The 18,576-nt window shown below is 70.2% G+C and carries 12 protein-coding genes; 6 read left to right on the top strand and 6 right to left on the bottom strand.

Translation table 11 applies throughout. From position 1 onward, the window contains the following. Window positions 1-41 precede the first annotated feature (41 nt). From ASF96_RS07835 to ASF96_RS07810, 6 genes are all read right to left on the bottom strand, one after another. The gene (locus ASF96_RS07835) at window positions 42-824 is read right to left on the bottom strand and encodes an ABC transporter permease (protein ID WP_055937863.1); all 783 of its coding nucleotides are present in this window, start codon (window positions 822-824) and stop codon (window positions 42-44) included. Window positions 825-933: 109 nt separating this feature from the next. Further along, window positions 934-1,740, bottom strand: coding sequence for an ABC transporter ATP-binding protein (locus ASF96_RS07830; RefSeq protein ID WP_055937860.1), 807 nt, complete (start codon window positions 1,738-1,740; stop codon window positions 934-936). Beyond that, on the bottom strand, window positions 1,737-2,711 hold the full coding sequence (locus tag ASF96_RS07825; RefSeq protein WP_082509469.1) for an ABC transporter permease: 975 nt from the start codon (window positions 2,709-2,711) through the stop codon (window positions 1,737-1,739). The genes ASF96_RS07830 and ASF96_RS07825 overlap by 4 nt, the downstream gene beginning before the upstream one ends. Further along, complete coding sequence (locus ASF96_RS07820; protein ID WP_055937857.1) at window positions 2,708-3,736, bottom strand: TIGR03842 family LLM class F420-dependent oxidoreductase; 1,029 nt, start codon at window positions 3,734-3,736, stop codon at window positions 2,708-2,710. Before ASF96_RS07820 ends, ASF96_RS07825 begins: the two co-directional genes overlap by 4 nt. A 10-nt stretch (window positions 3,737-3,746) precedes the next feature. Then, window positions 3,747-5,183: a dihydropyrimidinase gene (gene hydA, locus ASF96_RS07815; RefSeq protein WP_055937854.1), complete on the bottom strand. Its 1,437-nt coding sequence runs from the start codon at window positions 5,181-5,183 to the stop codon at window positions 3,747-3,749. A gap of 1 nt (window position 5,184) precedes the next feature. Next, complete coding sequence (locus ASF96_RS07810) at window positions 5,185-6,033, bottom strand: nitrilase-related carbon-nitrogen hydrolase (protein ID WP_055839742.1); 849 nt, start codon at window positions 6,031-6,033, stop codon at window positions 5,185-5,187. Window positions 6,034-6,162: 129 nt separating this feature from the next. On the opposite strand from ASF96_RS07810, the gene ASF96_RS07805 reads away from it, so the two are divergent. The 6 genes from ASF96_RS07805 to ASF96_RS07780 all read left to right on the top strand — a co-directional run bounded on the left by ASF96_RS07805 (window position 6,163) and on the right by ASF96_RS07780 (window position 18,479). Then, window positions 6,163-7,554, top strand: a complete 1,392-nt coding sequence (locus ASF96_RS07805; RefSeq protein WP_055937851.1) for an aminotransferase-like domain-containing protein — start codon at window positions 6,163-6,165, stop codon at window positions 7,552-7,554. 52 nt (window positions 7,555-7,606) lie between these two features. Continuing rightward, the gene (locus tag ASF96_RS07800) at window positions 7,607-8,443 is read left to right on the top strand and encodes an aldo/keto reductase (protein WP_055937848.1); all 837 of its coding nucleotides are present in this window, start codon (window positions 7,607-7,609) and stop codon (window positions 8,441-8,443) included. 1 nt (window position 8,444) lies between these two features. Then, the gene (locus ASF96_RS07795) at window positions 8,445-10,268 is read left to right on the top strand and encodes a thioredoxin domain-containing protein (RefSeq protein WP_055937845.1); all 1,824 of its coding nucleotides are present in this window, start codon (window positions 8,445-8,447) and stop codon (window positions 10,266-10,268) included. A gap of 284 nt (window positions 10,269-10,552) precedes the next feature. Beyond that, a complete protein-coding gene (locus tag ASF96_RS07790; RefSeq protein WP_055839731.1) occupies window positions 10,553-11,563 on the top strand; it encodes a GDP-mannose 4,6-dehydratase in 1,011 nt (336 codons plus the stop codon). Further along, window positions 11,560-12,528: an NAD-dependent epimerase/dehydratase family protein gene (locus tag ASF96_RS07785; protein WP_055839729.1), complete on the top strand. Its 969-nt coding sequence runs from the start codon at window positions 11,560-11,562 to the stop codon at window positions 12,526-12,528. The genes ASF96_RS07790 and ASF96_RS07785 overlap by 4 nt, the downstream gene beginning before the upstream one ends. 269 nt (window positions 12,529-12,797) lie before the next feature. Continuing rightward, entirely contained in the window at window positions 12,798-18,479 is a 5,682-nt protein-coding gene (locus ASF96_RS07780) for a PA14 domain-containing protein (RefSeq protein ID WP_055937842.1), read from the top strand. Window positions 18,480-18,576 lie beyond the last annotated feature (97 nt).

Raw genomic sequence — 18,576 nt, 5'->3', positions numbered from 1 at the left:
GTGTCGTGGTGGTGCAGGCTCTGTGAGGACCGGGATGCCGGTCAGCCGGGCGGGCGTAGCGCGCCGAGGCGTCGCGCGACGACGCGTTCGAGCAGCGCGGTCACGGCGAAGAAGATGAGACCGATCGCGATACCGCCGCCCACGAACGCCCACGCCAGGGCCGCGCGGCCCGACTTGGCGTAGGTCGCGATGGCGGTGCCGATGCCGTCGGCGGGACCGCCGAAGTACTCGGCGACCAGGGCGGAGATGACGGCGAGCGATGCCGCGACCCGCACGCCCGTGAGCAGGTAGGGCAGCGCGGTGGGCAGGGTCAGACGCAGGAAGGTCTGTCCGCCGGTGGCGGCGGTCGCGCGGAACAGGTCGCGCTGCACGGGCCGGGTCTGGCGCAGGCCCCTCAGCGTGTTCACGAACACCGGCACGAACGCCGCGATCCCGGCCACGGCCTGCCGGCCGAACTGACTGGAGGCCCCGAACATCGTGTTGAGGATGGGGGTGAGCGCGACGATCGGCACCACCGCGAGGGCCGCGACCAGCGGGGCGGTCATGCCGTCGACCGGTCGCCAGGTCGCGGCGAGGGCGGCGATCAGCACGGCGACGACGGTTCCGGCGAGGAGTCCCACGAGGGCATTGGTGCCGGTGATGCCGGCGGCTTCCCCCACCAGGGGGAAGCGCGCGACGAGCTCGGTCGCGACGGCGAACGGGTCGGGCAGCATGCGGGGCGCGCTGCCCGAGGCGACGAACGCGTACCAGGCGAGCAACCCCGCGAGACCCACGACGACGGGGGCGGCGAGGCGCGCCCAGCCCGGCAGGGGAGTGGCGTTCATCGACCACCTCCGGCGGGAAGGGAGGCCACGGTGCGCCGGGTCATGGCCTCCGATGCGCTGATCGAGACCCCGGATGCCACGCACGTCCGCGCCACGAGGCGCACCCCGCTCATCGCTCGTTGGCCCGGTGGACGGGGGTGCCGTGCAACGCTTCGCGCACGGCGGTGACGCGGGCGAAGAACTCCGGCGACTCGCGCAGGTCGTCGTCGCGCTCGCGGCCGGGGCGGGTGTCGATGACGTCGGTGATCCGTCCGGGTCGAGGGCTCATGACGACCACGCGGTCCGAGAGGAACACCGCCTCGGGGATGGAGTGCGTCACGAACACCACGGCCGCTCCGGTCTCGGCGGCGATGCGCGCGAGCTCGGACTGCAACCGTTCGCGGGTCATCTCGTCGAGTGCGCCGAACGGCTCGTCCATCAGCAGCAGTCGGGGCTGGGCGGCGAGGGAGCGGGCGATCGCGACGCGCTGCTGCATGCCGCCCGAGAGCTGGTCGGGGTAGCGGCCGACGAAGTCGGTGAGTCCGACGAGTTCGGCGAGCTCCGCCACACGGGCGTCGCGGCGGGCACGGGGCCACTTGTGCAGGTCGAGGGGAAGAGCGATGTTCGCGGCCACCGTCAGCCACGGCAGCAGCGCGGCCTGCTGGAAGGCGATGCCGTAGTCCTGGTCGAGTCGCGCCTGGCGCGCCGACTTCCCGTACAGCGTCAGCTCGCCGCCGGTCGGACTGTCGAGGTCGGCGATGAGGCGCAGCAGCGTCGACTTGCCGCAGCCGGAGGGTCCGATGAGCGAGACGAACTCGCCGGCGGCGACGGTGAGGTCGACGCCGGTGAGCGCGGTCACCTCGCCCCCGGCGCTGGGGAACACCTTGCCGACGCCCGCGGCGCGGACGGCGAGGTCGGTGGCGGTCTGAGCGGTCATGCGGTGTCCTCCCCGCGACGGAAGCGGTGTAGAGCGACGCCGACGAGGGCGACGCCGAAGGCCGCGACGAGTCCCATCACGACGGTGCCGAAGGTGGGGGCCCAGGGGGCCGCCGGGTCGGATGAGGCTTGGCCGGCGAGCTGGATGAGCATGCGCCCGATGCCGCCCCGCAGGCCGATCGAGACTTCGGCGACGACCGCGCCGACGACCGCCGACGCGGCGGCGAGGCGCAGCGCCGGCAGCAGGTGGGGAACGGCCGCGGGCAGCCGCAGGCGCACCAGCGTCTGCCACCACCCGGCGGAGCTCGCCCGCATGAGGTCGAGGTGCATCGCATCCGGGGCCGAGAGGCCTCGCAACATGCCGACGGCGACGGGGAAGAACGCCAGGTACGACGCGATCAGGGCCACCGAGAGCCACGGCGGCCAGGGAAATCCGGAGCGGTCGACCTGCGTGCCGATGGCGTTGACCACCGGAGCGAAAGCGATGAGCGGCACGATCTGGCTCACGACGATCCAGGGGAGCAGCCCCGCCTCGACGAGACGCCACCGCTGCATCGCCACGCCCAGGAGCGAGCCGACCACGACGCCGATCACCCAGCCGAGGGCGGCGAGGCCCAGCGTCATGCCGGCGGCTCCCGCGACCGACACGATCAGCGGCGGGGTGTCTCCTCCGCTCGTGGGCGCGAACATGCGCACCACCATGTCTCCCACGTGCGGCATGGCGCGATCGTGGCTGCGCGGCAGCAGGATGACGCCCGATCCGGCCGATCCGTCACTTCCGACGGTCACGCCGTCGGCGGGGCCGAGCAGCTTGTAGAGCTCCCACACCGCCACGACCGCGGCGATCCCGAGCACTCCCCAGCCGACGCGGATCGCCGTGGCGCGCCCGCGCGAGGAACGGCCGCCCCGCGGCATCCGCTCCTCGGGGACGACCGCGGTGGTCGTCCCCGGCGCGAGCACCTGGTCGGTCACCGCTTCGCCGTCACCGGGGGAGTGAGCGCCGGAATGACCGTCTCGCCGTAGACGCGCATCGTCTCCTCCTTGTTGTCGTGCTGGAGGTACCCGGCGAACTGCGTCACCCCGAGGGCGCGGAGCTTCTCGAGCTTGGCGATGTGCTCCTCGGCGGTGCCGAGCACGCAGAAGCGCTCCACGATCTCGTCGGGCACGAAGTCGACGTGGTCGTTGTTGCTCTTTCCGTGCGAGTTGTAGTCGTACCCGGTGCGCCCCGCGATGTAGTCGGTCAGCGCGGCGGGCACCGACGAGTCGCCGCCGTACTTCGCCACGATGTCGGCGACGTGGTTGCCGACCATGCCGCCGAACCAGCGGCACTGCTCGATCATGTGCGCGCGGGATTCGGGGGTGTCGTCTCCGATGTACATGGGGGCGGCGACGCAGAACGAGATCTCGTCGGGGTCGCGCCCGGCGTCTCCGGCCGCGCGGCGGACGGTGCGGATCATCCACTCGGCGATGTCGAGGTCGGCCAGCTGCAGGATGAAGCCGTCGCCCACCTCGCCGGTCAGCTTCAACGCGAGCGGTCCGTAGGCGGCGACCCACACCTCGAGCTCCGACCCGCGGCTCCAGGGGAACTGCAGCGTCGCGCCGTTGTACTCCACGGCGCGGGAGTTGCCGAGTTCGCGGATGACGTGGATCGACTCCCGCAGGGCCTTCAGCGTGGTGGGCCGACCGTTGGTCACGCGCACGGCGGAGTCGCCGCGGCCGATGCCGCAGATCGTGCGGTTGCCGTACATCTCGTTGAGGGTCGCGAAGGTGGAGGCCGTGACCGTCCAGTCGCGGGTGGCGGGGTTGGTCACGAACGGGCCGACGGTGACCCGGCGGGTGGCGGCGAGGATGGCGGAGTGGATGACGTACGGCTCCTGCCACAGCAGGTGCGAGTCGAAGGTCCACACGTGGCTGAAGCCGTGCGCCTCGGCCAGCTGCGACAGCTGCACCGTGCGTGCCGCGGGGGGATTGGTCTGCAGGACGACACCGAAATCCATGGGGTTCCTCTCAGACCAGGTACTGGCTCAGGCCGCGCTTGACGAATCGCCCGTCGCCGGGGGATCCGAGGTACGCGCCGTCGTCGACGACGATCTTGCCGCGCGAGATGACGGTGTCGACGTGGCCGTCGATCTCGTAGCCCTCCCACGCGGAGTGGTCCATGTTCATGTGATGGGTCTTGCCGACGCCGATCGAGGTGTGCCCGGCCGGGTCGTAGACGACGACGTCGGCGTCGGCACCGGGCGCGATGACGCCCTTCTTGCCGTACATGCCGAACATGCGCGCGGGAGTGGTGCTGGTCAGCTCCACCCAGCGCTCGAGGGTGATCTGTCCCGTGACGACGCCCTGGTACATGAGGTCCATCCGGTGCTCGACCGAGCCGATGCCGTTGGGGATCGCGCGGAAGTCGCCCTGGCCGAGCGTCTTCTGGTCCTTCATGCAGAAGGGGCAGTGGTCGGTGGAGACCATCTGGATGTCGTTCGTCCGCAGCGCCTGCCACATGTGGTGCTGGTGGCCCTCGTCCTTCGAACGCAGGGGGGTGGAGCACACCCACTTGGCGCCCTCGAAGTCGCCCCACTGCTCGCTGTTCGCGCCGAGCTGGTCTTCGAGCGACAGGTAGAGGTACTGGGGGCACGTCTCGCCGAAGACGTTCTGGCCGTTGTCGCGCGCCCAGGCGAGCTGCTCCACCGCCTGCTTGGCGCTGACGTGCACGACGTACAGCGGCGCGCCGGTCAGGTGCGACAGCATGATGGCGCGGTGGGTCGCCTCCTCCTCCATCTGCCAGGCGCGGGCGACGCCGTGGAAGTACGGCGAGGTCTTGCCCTTGGCGATGAGCTGTTCGGCGAGCACGTCGATGACGGGACCGTTCTCGGCGTGCATCATCGTGAGCAGTCCGGTGTCGGCGGCGACCTGCATCGCCCGCAGGATCTGGGCGTCGTCGGCGTAGAAGACGCCGGGGTAGGCCATGAACATCTTGAAGCTCGAGATGCCCTCGTCGATCAGGCCCGGCAGTGCGGCGAGAGAGTCGGCATCCACTCCGCCCACGATCTGATGGAAGCCGTAGTCGATCGCGCAGTTGCCGGCGGCGAGTTCGTGCCAGTGCGCCAGGCCGTCCTGCACGCGCTCGCCGGCGCGCTGCACGGCGAAGTCGACGATGGTCGTCGTGCCGCCCCACGCGGCGGCGCGGGTGCCCGTCTCGAACGTGTCGGAGGCGCTCGTGCCGCCGAAGGGCAGCTGCATGTGCGTGTGAGCGTCGATCCCGCCCGGGATGACGTACTTGCCGGTGGCGTCGATGACGGCGTCGACGGATGCCGCGAGGTCGTGGCCGAGCAGGGTCGACCCGGGCGACAGCACGGCGGCGATCGTCTCGCCGTTCAGGAGCACGTCGGCGGCGGTGCGCCCGGTCGCCGAGACCACCGTGCCGCCCGTGATCAGGGTGGTGGCCATGTCAGGCCTCCACGATCTCGCCGTAGGTGTCGGGACGACGGTCGCGGTAGAACTGCCAGTCGTCGCGCATCTGCTGAACGAGGTCCATGTCGAGGTCGCGGATGAGCAGCTCTTCGTGCTCGGCCGAGCCGATCGCGCCGACGTGGTTGCCGCGGGGGTCGATCACCTGGCTGCTGCCGTAGAACGACACCGCCTCGTCGCCGTACTCGTTGTCTTCGCGTCCGACGCGGTTGGGCTGCAGCACGAAGTAACCGTTGGCGACCGCGGCGCACGGCCCCTCGACCTCCCACAGGCGGTTCGACAGCCCGGGCTTGGTGGCGTTGGGGTTGAACACCATGTGCGCGCCGTTCAGGCCCAGCTCTCGCCAGCCCTCGGGGAAGTGGCGGTCGTAGCAGATGTACATGCCGACCTTGCCCACGGCGGTCTCGAACACGGGGTAGCCGAGGTTGCCGGGGCGGAAGTAGAACTTCTCCCAGAACTTCTCGAGGTGGGGGATGTGGTTCTTGCGGTAGCTGCCGAGCACGGTGCCGTCGGCGTCGACGAGCACGGAGGTGTTGTAGTACACCCCGGTCTGCGCCTCTTCGTAGATGGGGAGCACGCTGACCAGTCCCAGCTCCTTGGCCAGGGCGGCGAAGCGCTGCACGATCGGCCCGTCGACGGGCTCGGCGTAGCGGTAGTACTTCTGGTCCTGCGTGATGCCGAAGTAGGGACCGTAGAAGAGTTCCTGGAAGCACACGATCTCGGCGCCGCGGGCTGCGGCGTCGCGGGCGAACTGCTCGTGCTTGTCGAGCATCGATTCCTTGTCACCGGTCCACGTGGTCTGCGTGATGGCCGCTCGCACCGTCGTCATGGGTCCTCCTCGGTCTCTGCCCCGCCGGGGAGTGCGAGTGGTCGCATTCGTGCGGGTCGTTCTGTTACTGTCGCGCCTGAACATTTCCCGACGATTTCGTCGGGTGACTTCGTCGTTAATTGGAGCCGCATGCTCTCGCCCCGCGCCCTCGAGTCCCGCTCCGCCGCGGGGCTCGCGGCCGAGATCGCCCGCCTCGTCACCGACGGCACGCTCGGGCCGGGGGAGCGCCTTCCCACCGTCCGGCAGATGGCGGCCGACCTGGGGCTGTCCACCGGAACGGTCGCCGCGGCCTGGCGCGCGCTCGCCCAGGCGGGAGTCGTCACCTCTCACGGTCGCTCGGGCACCTTCGTGCGCTCCGAGCGTCGCGAGTGGCTGAGCCCACGGGTGCGCGGAATGTCCTCGAGCGAGCGGGCGATGCCACCGACACCCACCCCGAGCGGACTCGGCGGACGGGGCGCGCACGGCATCCGTCTCGATCTGTCGCTCGGCACGCCGGATCCGGCGATGCTCCCCTCGATCGAGCGGGCGCTCTCGCGCGCGCGACCTCGCGCCGACACCGGCCGCTATCACGACCTGCCCGTGCTCCCCGAACTGCACGACGTGCTCGCCGAGGAGTGGCCGGTGCGCACGGTCGAGGCGTTGACCGTCGTCGACGGGGCCCTCGACGGCATCTCCCGCACGGTCGAGCAGGTGGTGCGCTTCGGCGACCGGGTCGCGGTGGAGTCACCGGGCTTCCCGTACATCTTCGACCTGGTCGATGCCACCGGCGGCGTCGTGATCCCGCTCGAGAGCGATGCCGACGGCATCCTGCCCGCCTCCCTGGCCCGCGTGCTCGCGCAGCGTCCGTCGACGCTGGTGCTGCAGACCCGGGCGCAGAACCCCACCGGGGTGTCGATGTCGGCGGAGCGGGCGCGACGCCTGGCAGACGTGCTGCTCACCGTTCCCGGAGGACGCGCGGTGACGGTCATCGAAGACGACCACTCCGCTCTCATCGCCACCGCCCCGGCGGTCACCCTCGCGCGGTGGATCCCCGCCCAGGTCGTGCACGTGCGCGGGTTCTCGAAGTCGCACGGCCCCGATCTGCGCATCGCCGCGCTGGGCGGACCCGCCCACATCGTCGAGCGGATCGTGCGCCGTCGCATGCTGGGACCCGGGTGGACGTCGCGGCTGCTGCAGTCGGTGCTGCTCGAACTGCTCATCGACCCGCGCTCCGTCGCGCCGGTCCGCACGGCCCGCCTCATCTACCGTGATCGGCTCGATCGCATGGCCGCGGCCCTGCGACGTCTCGGCATCGACGTGGGCGCACCCGACGGGATCAACCTGTGGCTGCCTGTCCGCGACGAGCGCGCCGCCCTCGTCTACCTCGCCGCAGAGGGCATCGCGGTCGCCGCGGGCGGGCCGTTCCTCGCCGACGCCTCGGCGCAGCAGCGGGTGCGGGTGACGGCGGGATCGGTCACCGAGAACGTTCGGCTCGTCGCCGACGCGCTCGCCCGGGCGGCCTCGGCTCCCCCGCTGTCGTAGGGGCCGTCAACCCCCGGATCCGATGTCGGAGGCGCCTCCTAGGGTGGATGCCATGACCGTTCCCTCTGTGCAGCTCAATGACGGAAACTCCATCCCCCAGCTCGGCTACGGCGTGTTCCTCGTCCCCGCCGACGACGCCGAACGCGCGGTGACCGAGGCCCTCGAGGTCGGCTACCGCCACATCGACACCGCGGCGATCTACAAGAACGAAGAGGGCGTCGGTGCGGCCATCGCCGCCAGCGGCATCCCGCGCGACGAGCTCTTCGTCACCACCAAGCTCTGGAACTCGCGCCACGACGGCGACGACCCGCACGCCGCGATCGACGAGAGCCTTCAGAAGCTGGGACTCGACGCGGTCGACCTGTACCTCGTGCACTGGCCGACCCCGCAGGCCGACAACTACCTCAACGCGTGGCAGAAGCTCATCGAGATCCGCGAGGCGGGCAAGACCCGCTCGATCGGCGTCTCGAACTTCCTGGTGCCGCACCTCGACCGCATCGTCGCCGAGACCGGTGTCACCCCCGTGGTGAACCAGATCGAGCTGCACCCCGCCCTCAGCCAGCGCGAGATCGCCGCGTGGGGCGCCGAGCACGACATGCACATCGAGTCGTGGGGCCCCCTCGGCCAGGGCAAGTACGACCTGTTCGAGCTGCCCGCGGTCAAGAATGCCGCCGAAGCCCACGGAAAGTCGCCCGCCCAGGCGGTGCTGCGCTGGCACATCCAGCACGGCTTCATCGTGTTCCCCAAGTCGGTGCGCCGCGAGCGTCTTGAAGAGAACTTCGACCTGTTCGACTTCGAGCTCACCGCCGACGAGATGGCCGCGATCGACCAGGTCGACCCGGGCGACGGCTCGGGCCGCGTGGGCTCGCACCCCGATGAGGTGAACTGACCTGAACCGCCTGGCGAACGCCTCGAGCCCGTATCTGCGGGCCCATGCCGACAATCCCGTCTCGTGGTTCCCCTGGGGGCCCGAGGCGTTCGCCGAGGCTGCGCGCCGCGACGTGCCCGTGATGATCTCGATCGGGTACAGCACCTGTCACTGGTGCCACGTCATGGCGCGCGAGTCTTTTCAGGATGCCGAGACCGCTGCCGTCCTCGATGACGGCTTCGTCTCGATCAAGGTCGACCGCGAGGAGCATCCCGACGTCGACGCCGCCTACCTCGACGCCGCCTCCGCCTTCACTCCCCATCTGGGGTGGCCGTTGACGGTGTTCGCCTCCCCCGAGGGGCGCGTCTTCTACGCCGGCACGTACTTCCCTCCCGTTCCCCGCCCCCCGCAGCCGTCGTTCCGCCAGGTGCTCGCCGCGGTGCGCGAAGCGTGGACCCTGCGGCGAGACGAGGTGGATGCCACCGGCTCCTCGCTGCGTGACGCGCTCGCCGCCGCGGCGACCGATGCCGCAGACGCGCCGCCCACGCTCGACCAGCTCGCGGCGGCAGCCCGCACCGTCGCCGCACGCGAGGACCGCGAGTACTCCGGTTTCGCAGCGGGCCCGGCGTTCGAGACGCCGAAGTTCCCCAACACCCCGGTGCTGCGATTCCTGCAGCACCCCGCGCTCGTCGATGCCGCCCCCGAGGCCGCACCGGTGGCATCCCGTGCCCTGGCGGCGATGCGCGACTCCGAGCTGCACGACACCGTCGACGGCGGCTTTTTCCGCTACGCCACGCGCCGCGACTGGAGCGTGCCCCACTTCGAGCGCATGCTCACCGACAACGCGGGCCTCGTCGAGGTCGCGCTCGCCGCGCGAGACGAGGTCACCGCCACCGACGCCGCGCGCTTCCTGGTCGACGTGCTCCAGCTCCCCTCCGGAGGGATCGCCGCGGCCCAGGACTCCGAGTCGATCATCGACGGCGCGCGCAACGAGGGCGGCTACTACCGCGCGTCCGCAGAACAGCGGGCGGGGCTGGCTCCGCCGGCTCTGGATGCCAAGGTCGTCACCGGCTGGAACGGCCACGCCATCGCCGCGCTCGCCGCCGCGGGCACGCGCACCGACCCCCGTTTCGTCGAGGCCGCCCGCTGGGCCGCCGACGCCGTGCTCGAGAACAACGTCGCCGACGACGGGACGCTCCGCCGCGCCTCGCTCGACGAGATCCGCTCCGCCGCGCCCGCGACGCTCGAGGACTACGGCGGCTTCGCCCGCGGTCTGCTCGCCCTCGCCCGCGCGACCGGCGAGGTGGCCTACGCCGAGCGGGCCCGGGCGTTGATCGATCTGTGCCTCGGCGACGACGGCATCGCTCCCCCCGGCGGCGGGGATCCCGTGCTGACCGCGCAGGGGATGCAGCCGCGCGGGGTGCCCAGCGACGGAGCCGCTCCCTCGGGCCCGTCCGTGTTCGCCGCCGCCGCTCTCGACCTGTGGCGTCTGGGCGCGGGGGAGCGCTATCGCGAAGCCGCCGACACGCTGGTGCGCGTGGCCGCCGACGCGGCTCTCGCCGCGCCGCTCGCGCACGGCGCGATCCTCGAGGTGGCCCTCGGACTCGCCGCCGCCCCGCGCCAGGTGGTCGTGGTCGGAGACTCGGATGCCGAGATCGCCGACGCGGCGCGCCGCGTCGCCGCCGACGTGGTGGTCGTCGCGTCGCCGGCACAGGCCCAGGCGTTCGCCGCGGCGGGCTTCGAGCTGTTCATAGGCAAGAGCGCCCTGGCCGGCGAGGCGACGGCGTACGACTGCCGCGCGTTCACGTGCGCGTTGCCGACGACGGATCCGGCGCGACTGGTCTGAGGCGGGTCCGCCCTCTCCGCGCGTTTCCCCGCTGCGCGCGGCCGGTGCGTTCCGACCCCCGCGCGGTGGTCCGCGGACCGTCCGACGCCGGGTGAGAGCCCGGATGAACAGCGCCCGCGCGGTCCTTCGCCTCCGGGGGCGACTACCGCGGCAACGGGCGGGTATGACCTTCTTCACCCGGGACGTTCGGCGCGGGCACGCCCGCGGAGGCCGACGCGGTGGGCGCAGGATCTCGACGGTGCGCCCTGTCCGGCGCCCCCGATCCGGCAGAAGAGGACCCGCCCATGACCACGAACACGCCGCCCCGAGCTCTCATCACCGGAGTGACGGGTCAAGACGGGGGACACCTGACCGAGCTGCTCCTGCAGAAGGGGTACGACGTCTTCGGTCTCGTCCGTGGGCAGCGCAACCCGCGTCGCGACGCGTTCGCGCTCGAGTTCCCCGCCGTCACCCTCATCGAGGGCGACCTCACCGACCTCACGTCCCTCATCCGCGCCGTCGAGGTGAGCCAGCCCGACGAGCTGTACAACCTCGGTGCCGTGAGCCACGTCGGGTACTCCTTCCACAACCCGCTCCTCACCGCCGAGGTCACGGGCAAGGGTGTGCTCCACGTGCTCGAGGCGGTGCGCCTGGCGGGACGTGCGGGGTCGACGCGCGTCTATCAGGCGTCCACCTCCGAGATGTTCGGCGGTCTCGACTACAACCGCCCCGCGACCGGATACACCGAGCAGTCGACCTTCCACCCCCGGAGCCCCTACGGCGTCGCCAAGCTGTTCGGCCACTGGGCGGCGACGAACTACCGCGAGAGCTACGGGATGTTCGTCTCGTGCGGCATCCTGTTCAACCACGAGGGCGAGCGACGGGGCGTCGAGTTCGTCACCCGCAAGATCACCGACGCCGTCGCGGGCATCGTGACCGGCCGCCAGTCCCACCTCGAACTCGGTGACCTCACGCCGCGGCGCGACTGGGGATACGCGGGCGACTTCGTCGAAGGCATGTGGCGCATGCTGCAGCACGACCAGCCCGACGACTTCGTGCTCGCCACGGGCGAGACCCATTCGATCGAGGACTTCCTCACGCTGGCGTTTGCCGCGGCGGGCATCGACGAGTGGCGCCCCTACGTCGTTCAGAACCCGGCGTTTTTCCGACCCGCAGAGGTCGACGTGCTGCTCGGCGACCCGGCCAAGGCCGAGAGCGTGCTCAACTGGCGTCGCCGCGTAGACCTCCCCGAGATGACGCGTCGCATGGTCGCGCACGACCTGGCCCTCAGCGCCGCGCCGGTCGCCGCGGGATGAAACGCCTCGTCATCACGGGCGTCGGCGGTTTCGTCGGCGGTCACCTGGCGAGAGCGGCCGCCGAGGCCGGATGGTCGGTGTTCGGTATCGGCCGCACCGAGCGGGCGGCATCCGGGATCGAGCAGGCGCTCGACGGCTATGCGGGGGTCGACCTGCGGCACGAGTGGCCGGCGTCGGCGCCGTCGGACGCCGCCATCGTCCACTTGGCCGGTCTCGCCGCCGTCGGTGCGTCGTTCGACCGGCCGCAGCAGTACATCGCCGACAACAGCGCGATGACGACCGTGCTCTGCGAGGCGGCGCTGCGTTCCGGCGGCGGTGGGCGCATCGTGGCCGTCAGCTCCGGCGCGGTCTACGCGGCCTCCGCCGGCGAGTCGGTGCGCGACGAGTCCTCGCCGATCGGATTCTCATCGCCGTATGTCGTCAGCAAGATCCTCGTCGAGAACCAGATCGCGTTCTATCGCGCGCGCGGACTCGACGCGGTGGTGGCGCGACCGTTCAACCACTTCGGTCCCGGGCAGGGTCCCGGCTTCCTGGTGCCCGACCTGGCGCGCCAGCTCACGGCATCCGCCCCTGGTGAGCCGCTGACCGTCGGTAACCTCGATACTCGCCGTGACTACTCCGACGTCCGCGACGTCGCCCGCGCCTATCTCGCTCTCGCCGACGCGCCGGCCTTGACCCATTCGCTGTACAACGTCGCCTCGGGTGTGGCTCGTTCCGGCCGCGACGTCGTCGACGCGATCTGCGCCGCCGTGGGGCGCGAGATCCCCCCGCTGCGCGTCGATCCCGATCGCATCCGTCCCTCCGACCCGGCATCGATCCGCGGTGACGCGTCTCGGTTGCGCGCCGAGACCGGATGGCAACCGCTCTTCGCCTTCGAGACGAGCATCGCCGACGCCGTCGTGAGCCTCGATGGGGCGGGCGCAGCGTGGCCGCCGTCCGACGCATCGGCGCTGCGGAGCGCCTGAGCCGGACTGCACGTCGGCGGGCGTCGGACGCCGTGGGGCCGGCGGCCTCTCTTCGCGCGGCGGGCCGTTCCTGTGTCCGCCGCGGGGGAAGAGCGGGCGAGCGAAGAATGCCGATCTCCCGTCGCGCGGGTGAAGTGCGGTTGTTCGAGCCGCGGAATGACGCGGAAGAAGCGCGAACCTGACAAAGCCTGATGCCTAACCTCGGCGCAACCTGAGTACTCGGGTGACGTTCACCGCCACGTCGGCGGCACCTTCGGGGGTGGCGCTCGGTGGTCTCGTACGACTACGGACACCTGCCCGGGCAGTTCATCGTGGCCGCCAACATGGCGGTGGGATACGACGGTCAGGGTACGACGTCGTGGCAGCAGGGATGGGTTCAGCATGCGAGCGGCTTCTCGTACAACGCGATGGGATCCCACCTCGGTTATTTCAACCTGGCGACCGACTGGGCTGAGGTCGAGGGCGACGGTATCGTGGCCCGGCTCGCGAGCAACCTGCGCATCGGAGACCGCCCGGCGTTCATGATCGGCGGCTGGGAAGGCTCGTCGTACTCGCTGAAGCGTGTGCAGTCCGCCCTGTGGGTGGAGTCGTGGAACTACCCGTCCGTCGGCGGCTGGGGTCCCGCCGACGGGGGTGGCGGCGTATCGCTGACGCCGGTGCTCGGCCTGAACGCGTACAACCCCGGCAACCGCACGCAGCAGTACGCTTTCGAGCTCGCCACCGACCCGGGTATGACGAAACTCGTCGCCGGGCGCGGGTGGGAGGGTGGTACGCAGTATCAAGTGCCCTCTGGTGTCTTGCGCACGGGCACGACGTACTACTGGCGCGTCTCGGTCGTCGACGATCTCAACGGTCTGTGGGGCCAATCGACGCAACGCCAATCGCCCGTATACAGCTTCACGACGAACAACGTGCCGCTTCCGGATGCCGGGACGGCGGCGCCGGGCAGCGCGGTCACCGAGACGCCGGCCACGGTGACGACGGTGACCCCGAGCCTGCGCGTCGGAGCCGTCGCCGACACCGACGGGGTCGGCGGCTCGATGAGGTATCAGTTCAAGATCGCGACGGGTCAGGACGCGCGATCGGGAGCCGTGGTGACGTCCGGCTGGATCACGGCCGAGAACGGGATCGCCTCGTGGACCGTCCCGCCGGGGACGCTGCAAGACGGCGGCGTGTACTCGTGGACGGTCACCACCAACGATGGACAGGACACGAACACCGAGAACGGCTGGGCGCGTCGGCTGCGCACCGACCTCCGCCTCGGCGCGTCGGGGCCGTCTCCGTACGACTCCGCCGGCGCGGTGACGACGAACCTCGCCAACGGCAACGTGAACGTCTCGTTCGCGTCCCCGACCGTGCAGACCCTCGGGGGTGCGATGGGGATGTCGTTCACGTACAACTCGCAAGAGGTCCCGGGCGCCAACCGGGGTCTCGTCGGCGAATACTTCGATGCCCGTACGGGAGGGGCGCCACCGACAGCATCGAACGGGTACACCTTCACCGACAAGACGGCGATCATGGTGCGAACCGATCCCGCCGTGTCGTTCCGGTGGGGTCTGGGGGCACCGGCAGAGGCCGTCCCGGCGGATCACTTCTTGGCCCGGTGGACGGGGTTTCTCACGGTGCCGTCGGAGTTGGTGGGGAAGTCTCTTCGTTTCGGTGCCTCTCACGACGACGGCGTTCGAGTCACGTACGACGGGCGACGGGTGATCGACCGGTGGGACGGCGGCACCATGACGACGGCGAGCGGGTCGCCGGTCACCGCGGCCGGAGGAGCGAAGCCGATTCAGGTCGAGTACTACGAGCAGGTGGGGCTGTCGCAGGTCGACCTGTGGGTCGAGTACACGCCCGACGGCGCGTCTTCGCCCATGCGGATGACCGTCCCGCCCGACTGGTTCACGAAGCGCGTCTCGACCCTTCCGCAGGGGTGGGGCGCCTCGGTGCCCTTGGCGGGTGTTGCCTCGTCGTGGGTTTTGGCGCAGCTCACCGATGCCTCGGTCGTGCTGACCGACGTCACGGGCAAGACGCACACGTACGTCAAGATCGCCGCGGGGGGATACAAGGCTCCCGACGGCGAGTACGGCGTGCTCTCGTTGGACGGCAACGGCTGGGTCGTGCTCACCGACGAAGACGGCACGGTCTATCACTTCACCAAAGAGGGGCGCGTGGCCTCGGCCACGCCGCCCGAAGACGTTCGCAAGGCCGCCGCACCGCAGTCGATTCTCGATGCCAACGGGGTGACGACCGAGGTGGTCGACCCGGTGTCGCAGAGCGGCGATCAGTACACGCGCAAGGTCGTGTTCGGCTATCAGAACGGGGACCGCTCGTCGTGCTCCGAGCGATCGAGCGCGGGCTACGCGAAGGCGCCGGTTGACATGCTGTGCCGGATCTCGTACCCCGACGGGTCGCAGTCGCAGCTGTTCTACAACGTCAACGGACAGCTCGCGGCCATCCTCGATCCCGGCGACGAGCTGACGCTGTTCGGATACGACACTGCCGGCGGCTTGTTGAGCCAGATTCGGGATGCCACGGCCAATGACAGCATCCCCGTCCCTGCCGCGGCGGGGGTGAACGATCCCGCGTCGACGTCGATCATCTACGACGGCACGCGCGCCACGGGGGTGACGCTCCCGGCGCCGGATGGCGTCACGGCAGCCGAGCGCCCGGCGCGAACGTATTCGTACGGTGACGGACGCACGACGGTGTCTGTGTCGGGTCTGGTCGGGGTCTCTCAGACGGCCACCTATGACGCGGCGTGGCGCCAGACGGCATCCACGAGCGCGATGGGGGTGTCGTCGAGCCAGGAATGGGATGCCGCGAAAGACCTCGTCAGGCGCCTCACCGATGCCACGGGCCTGGTGTCGACGAAGGTGTATGACCGCACCGATCGGGTGGTCGCAGCCTACGGCGCGGCGCCCGCGGCATGCTTCCGCACTGATGGGCGGCCGGTCGACCGGCCGGCGGAGGCGGCGGGCTGCGGTGTCGTGCCGTCGTCGACCGGAACCGTGTACGACGGCGGGCTGAACGGTCTGCAGGTCGCGTACTACTCGAACACGCGCAAGCTCTCGGGCAAACCCGACGCGTATGCCCTAGGTGTGGGTCCGGCGGACGGGACGTTCGAGAAGGACTGGGGTGGGGGCTCGCCGATCGCGGGGACGGTCTCTCAGGACAACTTTTCTCTGCGTGCGACCGGTCTGATCACCTTCCCTCAGGCCGGGACGTATCAGCTGCGGACCAGCACCGACGACGGCTCGCGTGTCTGGCTCGACGACGTCCTGATGATCGACCGCTGGGTGGATCAAGGGCCGACGGCCGCCGACAGCGTCGCGTTCACGGTGGGCGAGGGGGACGTGCGCCGGGTGCGGGTGGAGTACTACGAGAACGCGGGCGGTGCGCGCGCCGATCTGCAGTGGAAGCCGCCGGGGGCGGGGTCGTTCCAGGCCGTGCCCGGAAGTCAACTGCGCCCCGACTACGGACTCGTGACCCGCTCGACGGTGGACGATTCCACGTCGGTCGCGGGGGCTGCGGCCCCGTCTATCGTGACCGAGACGACGTATCAAGACCCCATCGTCGGACAGGTGTCGGCCTCCACGGTCGACCCCGGCGGTCTGGCGTTGAAGAGCACTGCGGTGTCCGAGACGGTGAACGGCGCCGGATGGCTGCGTCAGAGATCGAAGGCACTGCCGGCCGCGGCGGCGTCCGGTTCGATCACGGATGCGAAGAGCACCACGCGCGCCTACTACGGCGACGCCGAGCAGCTGTCGGAAGACACGTGCGGCGTTTCCGCGGGCACGCGTCAGTTCGGGATGTTGAAGTCCTCGACGGGGCCGACGCCCGCCAGCGGCCCGGCGATCGTGACGTCGTACGTGTACGACGTGATGGGTCGCGCCGCCGGCACGCGGGTGACCGGCGATGAGGCGTGGTCGTGCACGACGGTCGACGCCCGTGGGCGCACGGTGAAGGAGGTCTCGGTGGGCGGGGAGGGTGTCGCATCCGACACGGTCACGACGGTCTACTCGCCGACTCCCGCGGGAGTCTCGGTCACGGTGACCGGAACCCCCGTGCCCGGGTCGCTCACGTCGGCGACGACGACAACCACCGACCTGCTTGGGCGCGTCGTCTCGTACACCGATGTGTGGGGTGTCGTCACGACGCCGGTCTACGAATCGCTCACCGGCCGCGTGCTGCACGTGACGACAGCCGGTCCCGGCATTGCCTCGTCGACGACGGCCTTCGCCTACGACCGCGACGGTAAGACGCTGACGGTGACGTTCAACGGGCAGATGTATGCGGCGTCGTCGTTCGACGCGAAGCAACGCCTCGCACAGGTGTCATACCTCGGTGGGTCGGCGCTGGGCGTGTCGTGGGACGACACGCGCGGCACGATCGGATCACAGACGTGGTCGTTCCCCTCAGCGGCGTCGATCACCGATAAGGTGACCCGGTCGGTCGCCGGTCGAATCGTGCGCGAAAGCATCTCGCAAGACGGGCAGTCGTTCGACTCCACCTACGGATACGACTCGGCCGGACGCCTCGTCTCCGCGAACATTCCCGGTCATGAGCTGTCGTACGAGTTCGCATCGTCGGGAGGGTGCGGCCCGAACGCGTCGGCGGGTGCATCGGGTAACCGCACGCGATACGTCGATCGGTATACGGCGCCGGGGTCGTCGCAGACGGCTGTGATGACGGCGGAGTACTGCTACGACTGGGCCGACCGCCTGTTGTCGAACCCGGTGTGGGGTGCGGGCCCTGGGGCGTCGCAGATCGCTGACGGATTCAACGCCGACGAGATCACGTACGACCTCCGCGGCAACACGACGCGTCTGTCGAATCTGTTGTTCTCGTACGACGCCGACAACCGTCATGTCGGGACGAGGACGTATGCCGGGTCGGCGGTGTCGTTGGTGCGGGATGCGTCGGGCCGGGTGGTGTCGCGGTCGGTGGATCCGGCGGGCGATGCGCCGAAGGTGACGACGCGGTTCGTGTACGCGGGTGCGGGGGACAGTCCGTGGGCGGTGGTGTCGGGGAATGCCGCGCCGGTGGTGTTCCTGTCACTGCCGGGCGGGGTGACGGTCGACGTTCCCGGGTCGGGGCCGGCGACGTGGTCGTATCCGTCGCTGCAGGGACACACGGTCACGACCGGCGATGGGTCGTCGGCGTCGGGTGTCCAGCTGTACGACCCGTTCGGCCAGCCCCTCGCCCCGGACACGCTTGCGCTGGGTACGGGGGTGGCGAATGAGTCGGGTGCGGTGAACGGCACGACGGGGTGGCATCAGGGGGCGCAGAAGATCGTCGACACGACGGAGTCGACGCTGATCATCGAGATGGGCGCACGCCTGTATGTACCGGCGTTGGGTCGGTTCTTGCAGGTGGACCCGGTGGAGGGTGGCGTCGACAACGACTACGTCTGGCCGACCGACCCGATCGGCAAAAACGACCTCAGCGGCAATGCGGAAGAGTGGCGTGGGTGGCTGGAGGCAGCGGCTGTCGTCGGCGGGGTGGTTGCTGCGGTTGCGTGCGCTGCGAGCGTTGTTTGCGGAGTCGTTGGCGCGGTTGCAATTGGCGTCGCTGCGGGCGCGGCGGCGTACATTGCCCGTGATGGATTCTCCAGCAGGTTCAGCGGCGGTGGTCTTGCTGTAAGCATGGCGCTGGGCGCAATACCGGGAGGCGGTCTGAAGGCGGGCATGCAAGCAGTTGGCGCGCGAGCGGTCGCAAGAGCTATCCCAGCGGGAAGTGCGGCCTGGAAGAGGGACGGGTTTCATCGCGTCGGTGCTTGGGCAGAGGGCCAGATTCGACGAAGCGCTGGTGTGCGCGTCACGCGCGTCAACTACACGAGATCCTGGGGCCTGAGCGTGACCGTACGGGCTGCCGCAAATGGTCGCGCCGGCACACAGAACTGGGTCGTTGGACGCGGTTACTTAGTGCATTCGAACTTTCGATATCGGCGATGACATGACCGAAGAAATGCAGGAATTTCGAGCCTGGGTCGGGGCCGTCCGGAACTCACTCGCGCCCCTCGAGGGAAGAAGCGTTCGAGTTGGGAATCCA

The organism is Microbacterium sp. Leaf179 (assembly GCF_001423785.1).
GTDB lineage: Bacteria > Actinomycetota > Actinomycetes > Actinomycetales > Microbacteriaceae > Microbacterium.
This window is presented reverse-complemented; position numbering and strand designations above follow the sequence as displayed.

What these genes read in the sequence shown, in the direction of transcription:
- ASF96_RS07835 (WP_055937863.1), bottom strand. Translation starts at nt 824, where the DNA reads ATGAACGCCACTCCCCTGCCGGGCTGGGCGCGCCTCGCCGCCCCCGTC.
- ASF96_RS07830 (WP_055937860.1), bottom strand. Translation starts at nt 1,740, where the DNA reads ATGACCGCTCAGACCGCCACCGACCTCGCCGTCCGCGCCGCGGGCGTC.
- ASF96_RS07820 (WP_055937857.1), bottom strand. Translation starts at nt 3,736, where the DNA reads ATGGATTTCGGTGTCGTCCTGCAGACCAATCCCCCCGCGGCACGCACG.
- hydA (WP_055937854.1), bottom strand. Translation starts at nt 5,183, where the DNA reads ATGGCCACCACCCTGATCACGGGCGGCACGGTGGTCTCGGCGACCGGG.
- ASF96_RS07810 (WP_055839742.1), bottom strand. Translation starts at nt 6,033, where the DNA reads ATGACGACGGTGCGAGCGGCCATCACGCAGACCACGTGGACCGGTGAC.
- ASF96_RS07805 (WP_055937851.1), top strand. Translation starts at nt 6,163, where the DNA reads ATGCTCTCGCCCCGCGCCCTCGAGTCCCGCTCCGCCGCGGGGCTCGCG.
- ASF96_RS07800 (WP_055937848.1), top strand. Translation starts at nt 7,607, where the DNA reads ATGACCGTTCCCTCTGTGCAGCTCAATGACGGAAACTCCATCCCCCAG.
- ASF96_RS07790 (WP_055839731.1), top strand. Translation starts at nt 10,553, where the DNA reads ATGACCACGAACACGCCGCCCCGAGCTCTCATCACCGGAGTGACGGGT.
- ASF96_RS07785 (WP_055839729.1), top strand. Translation starts at nt 11,560, where the DNA reads ATGAAACGCCTCGTCATCACGGGCGTCGGCGGTTTCGTCGGCGGTCAC.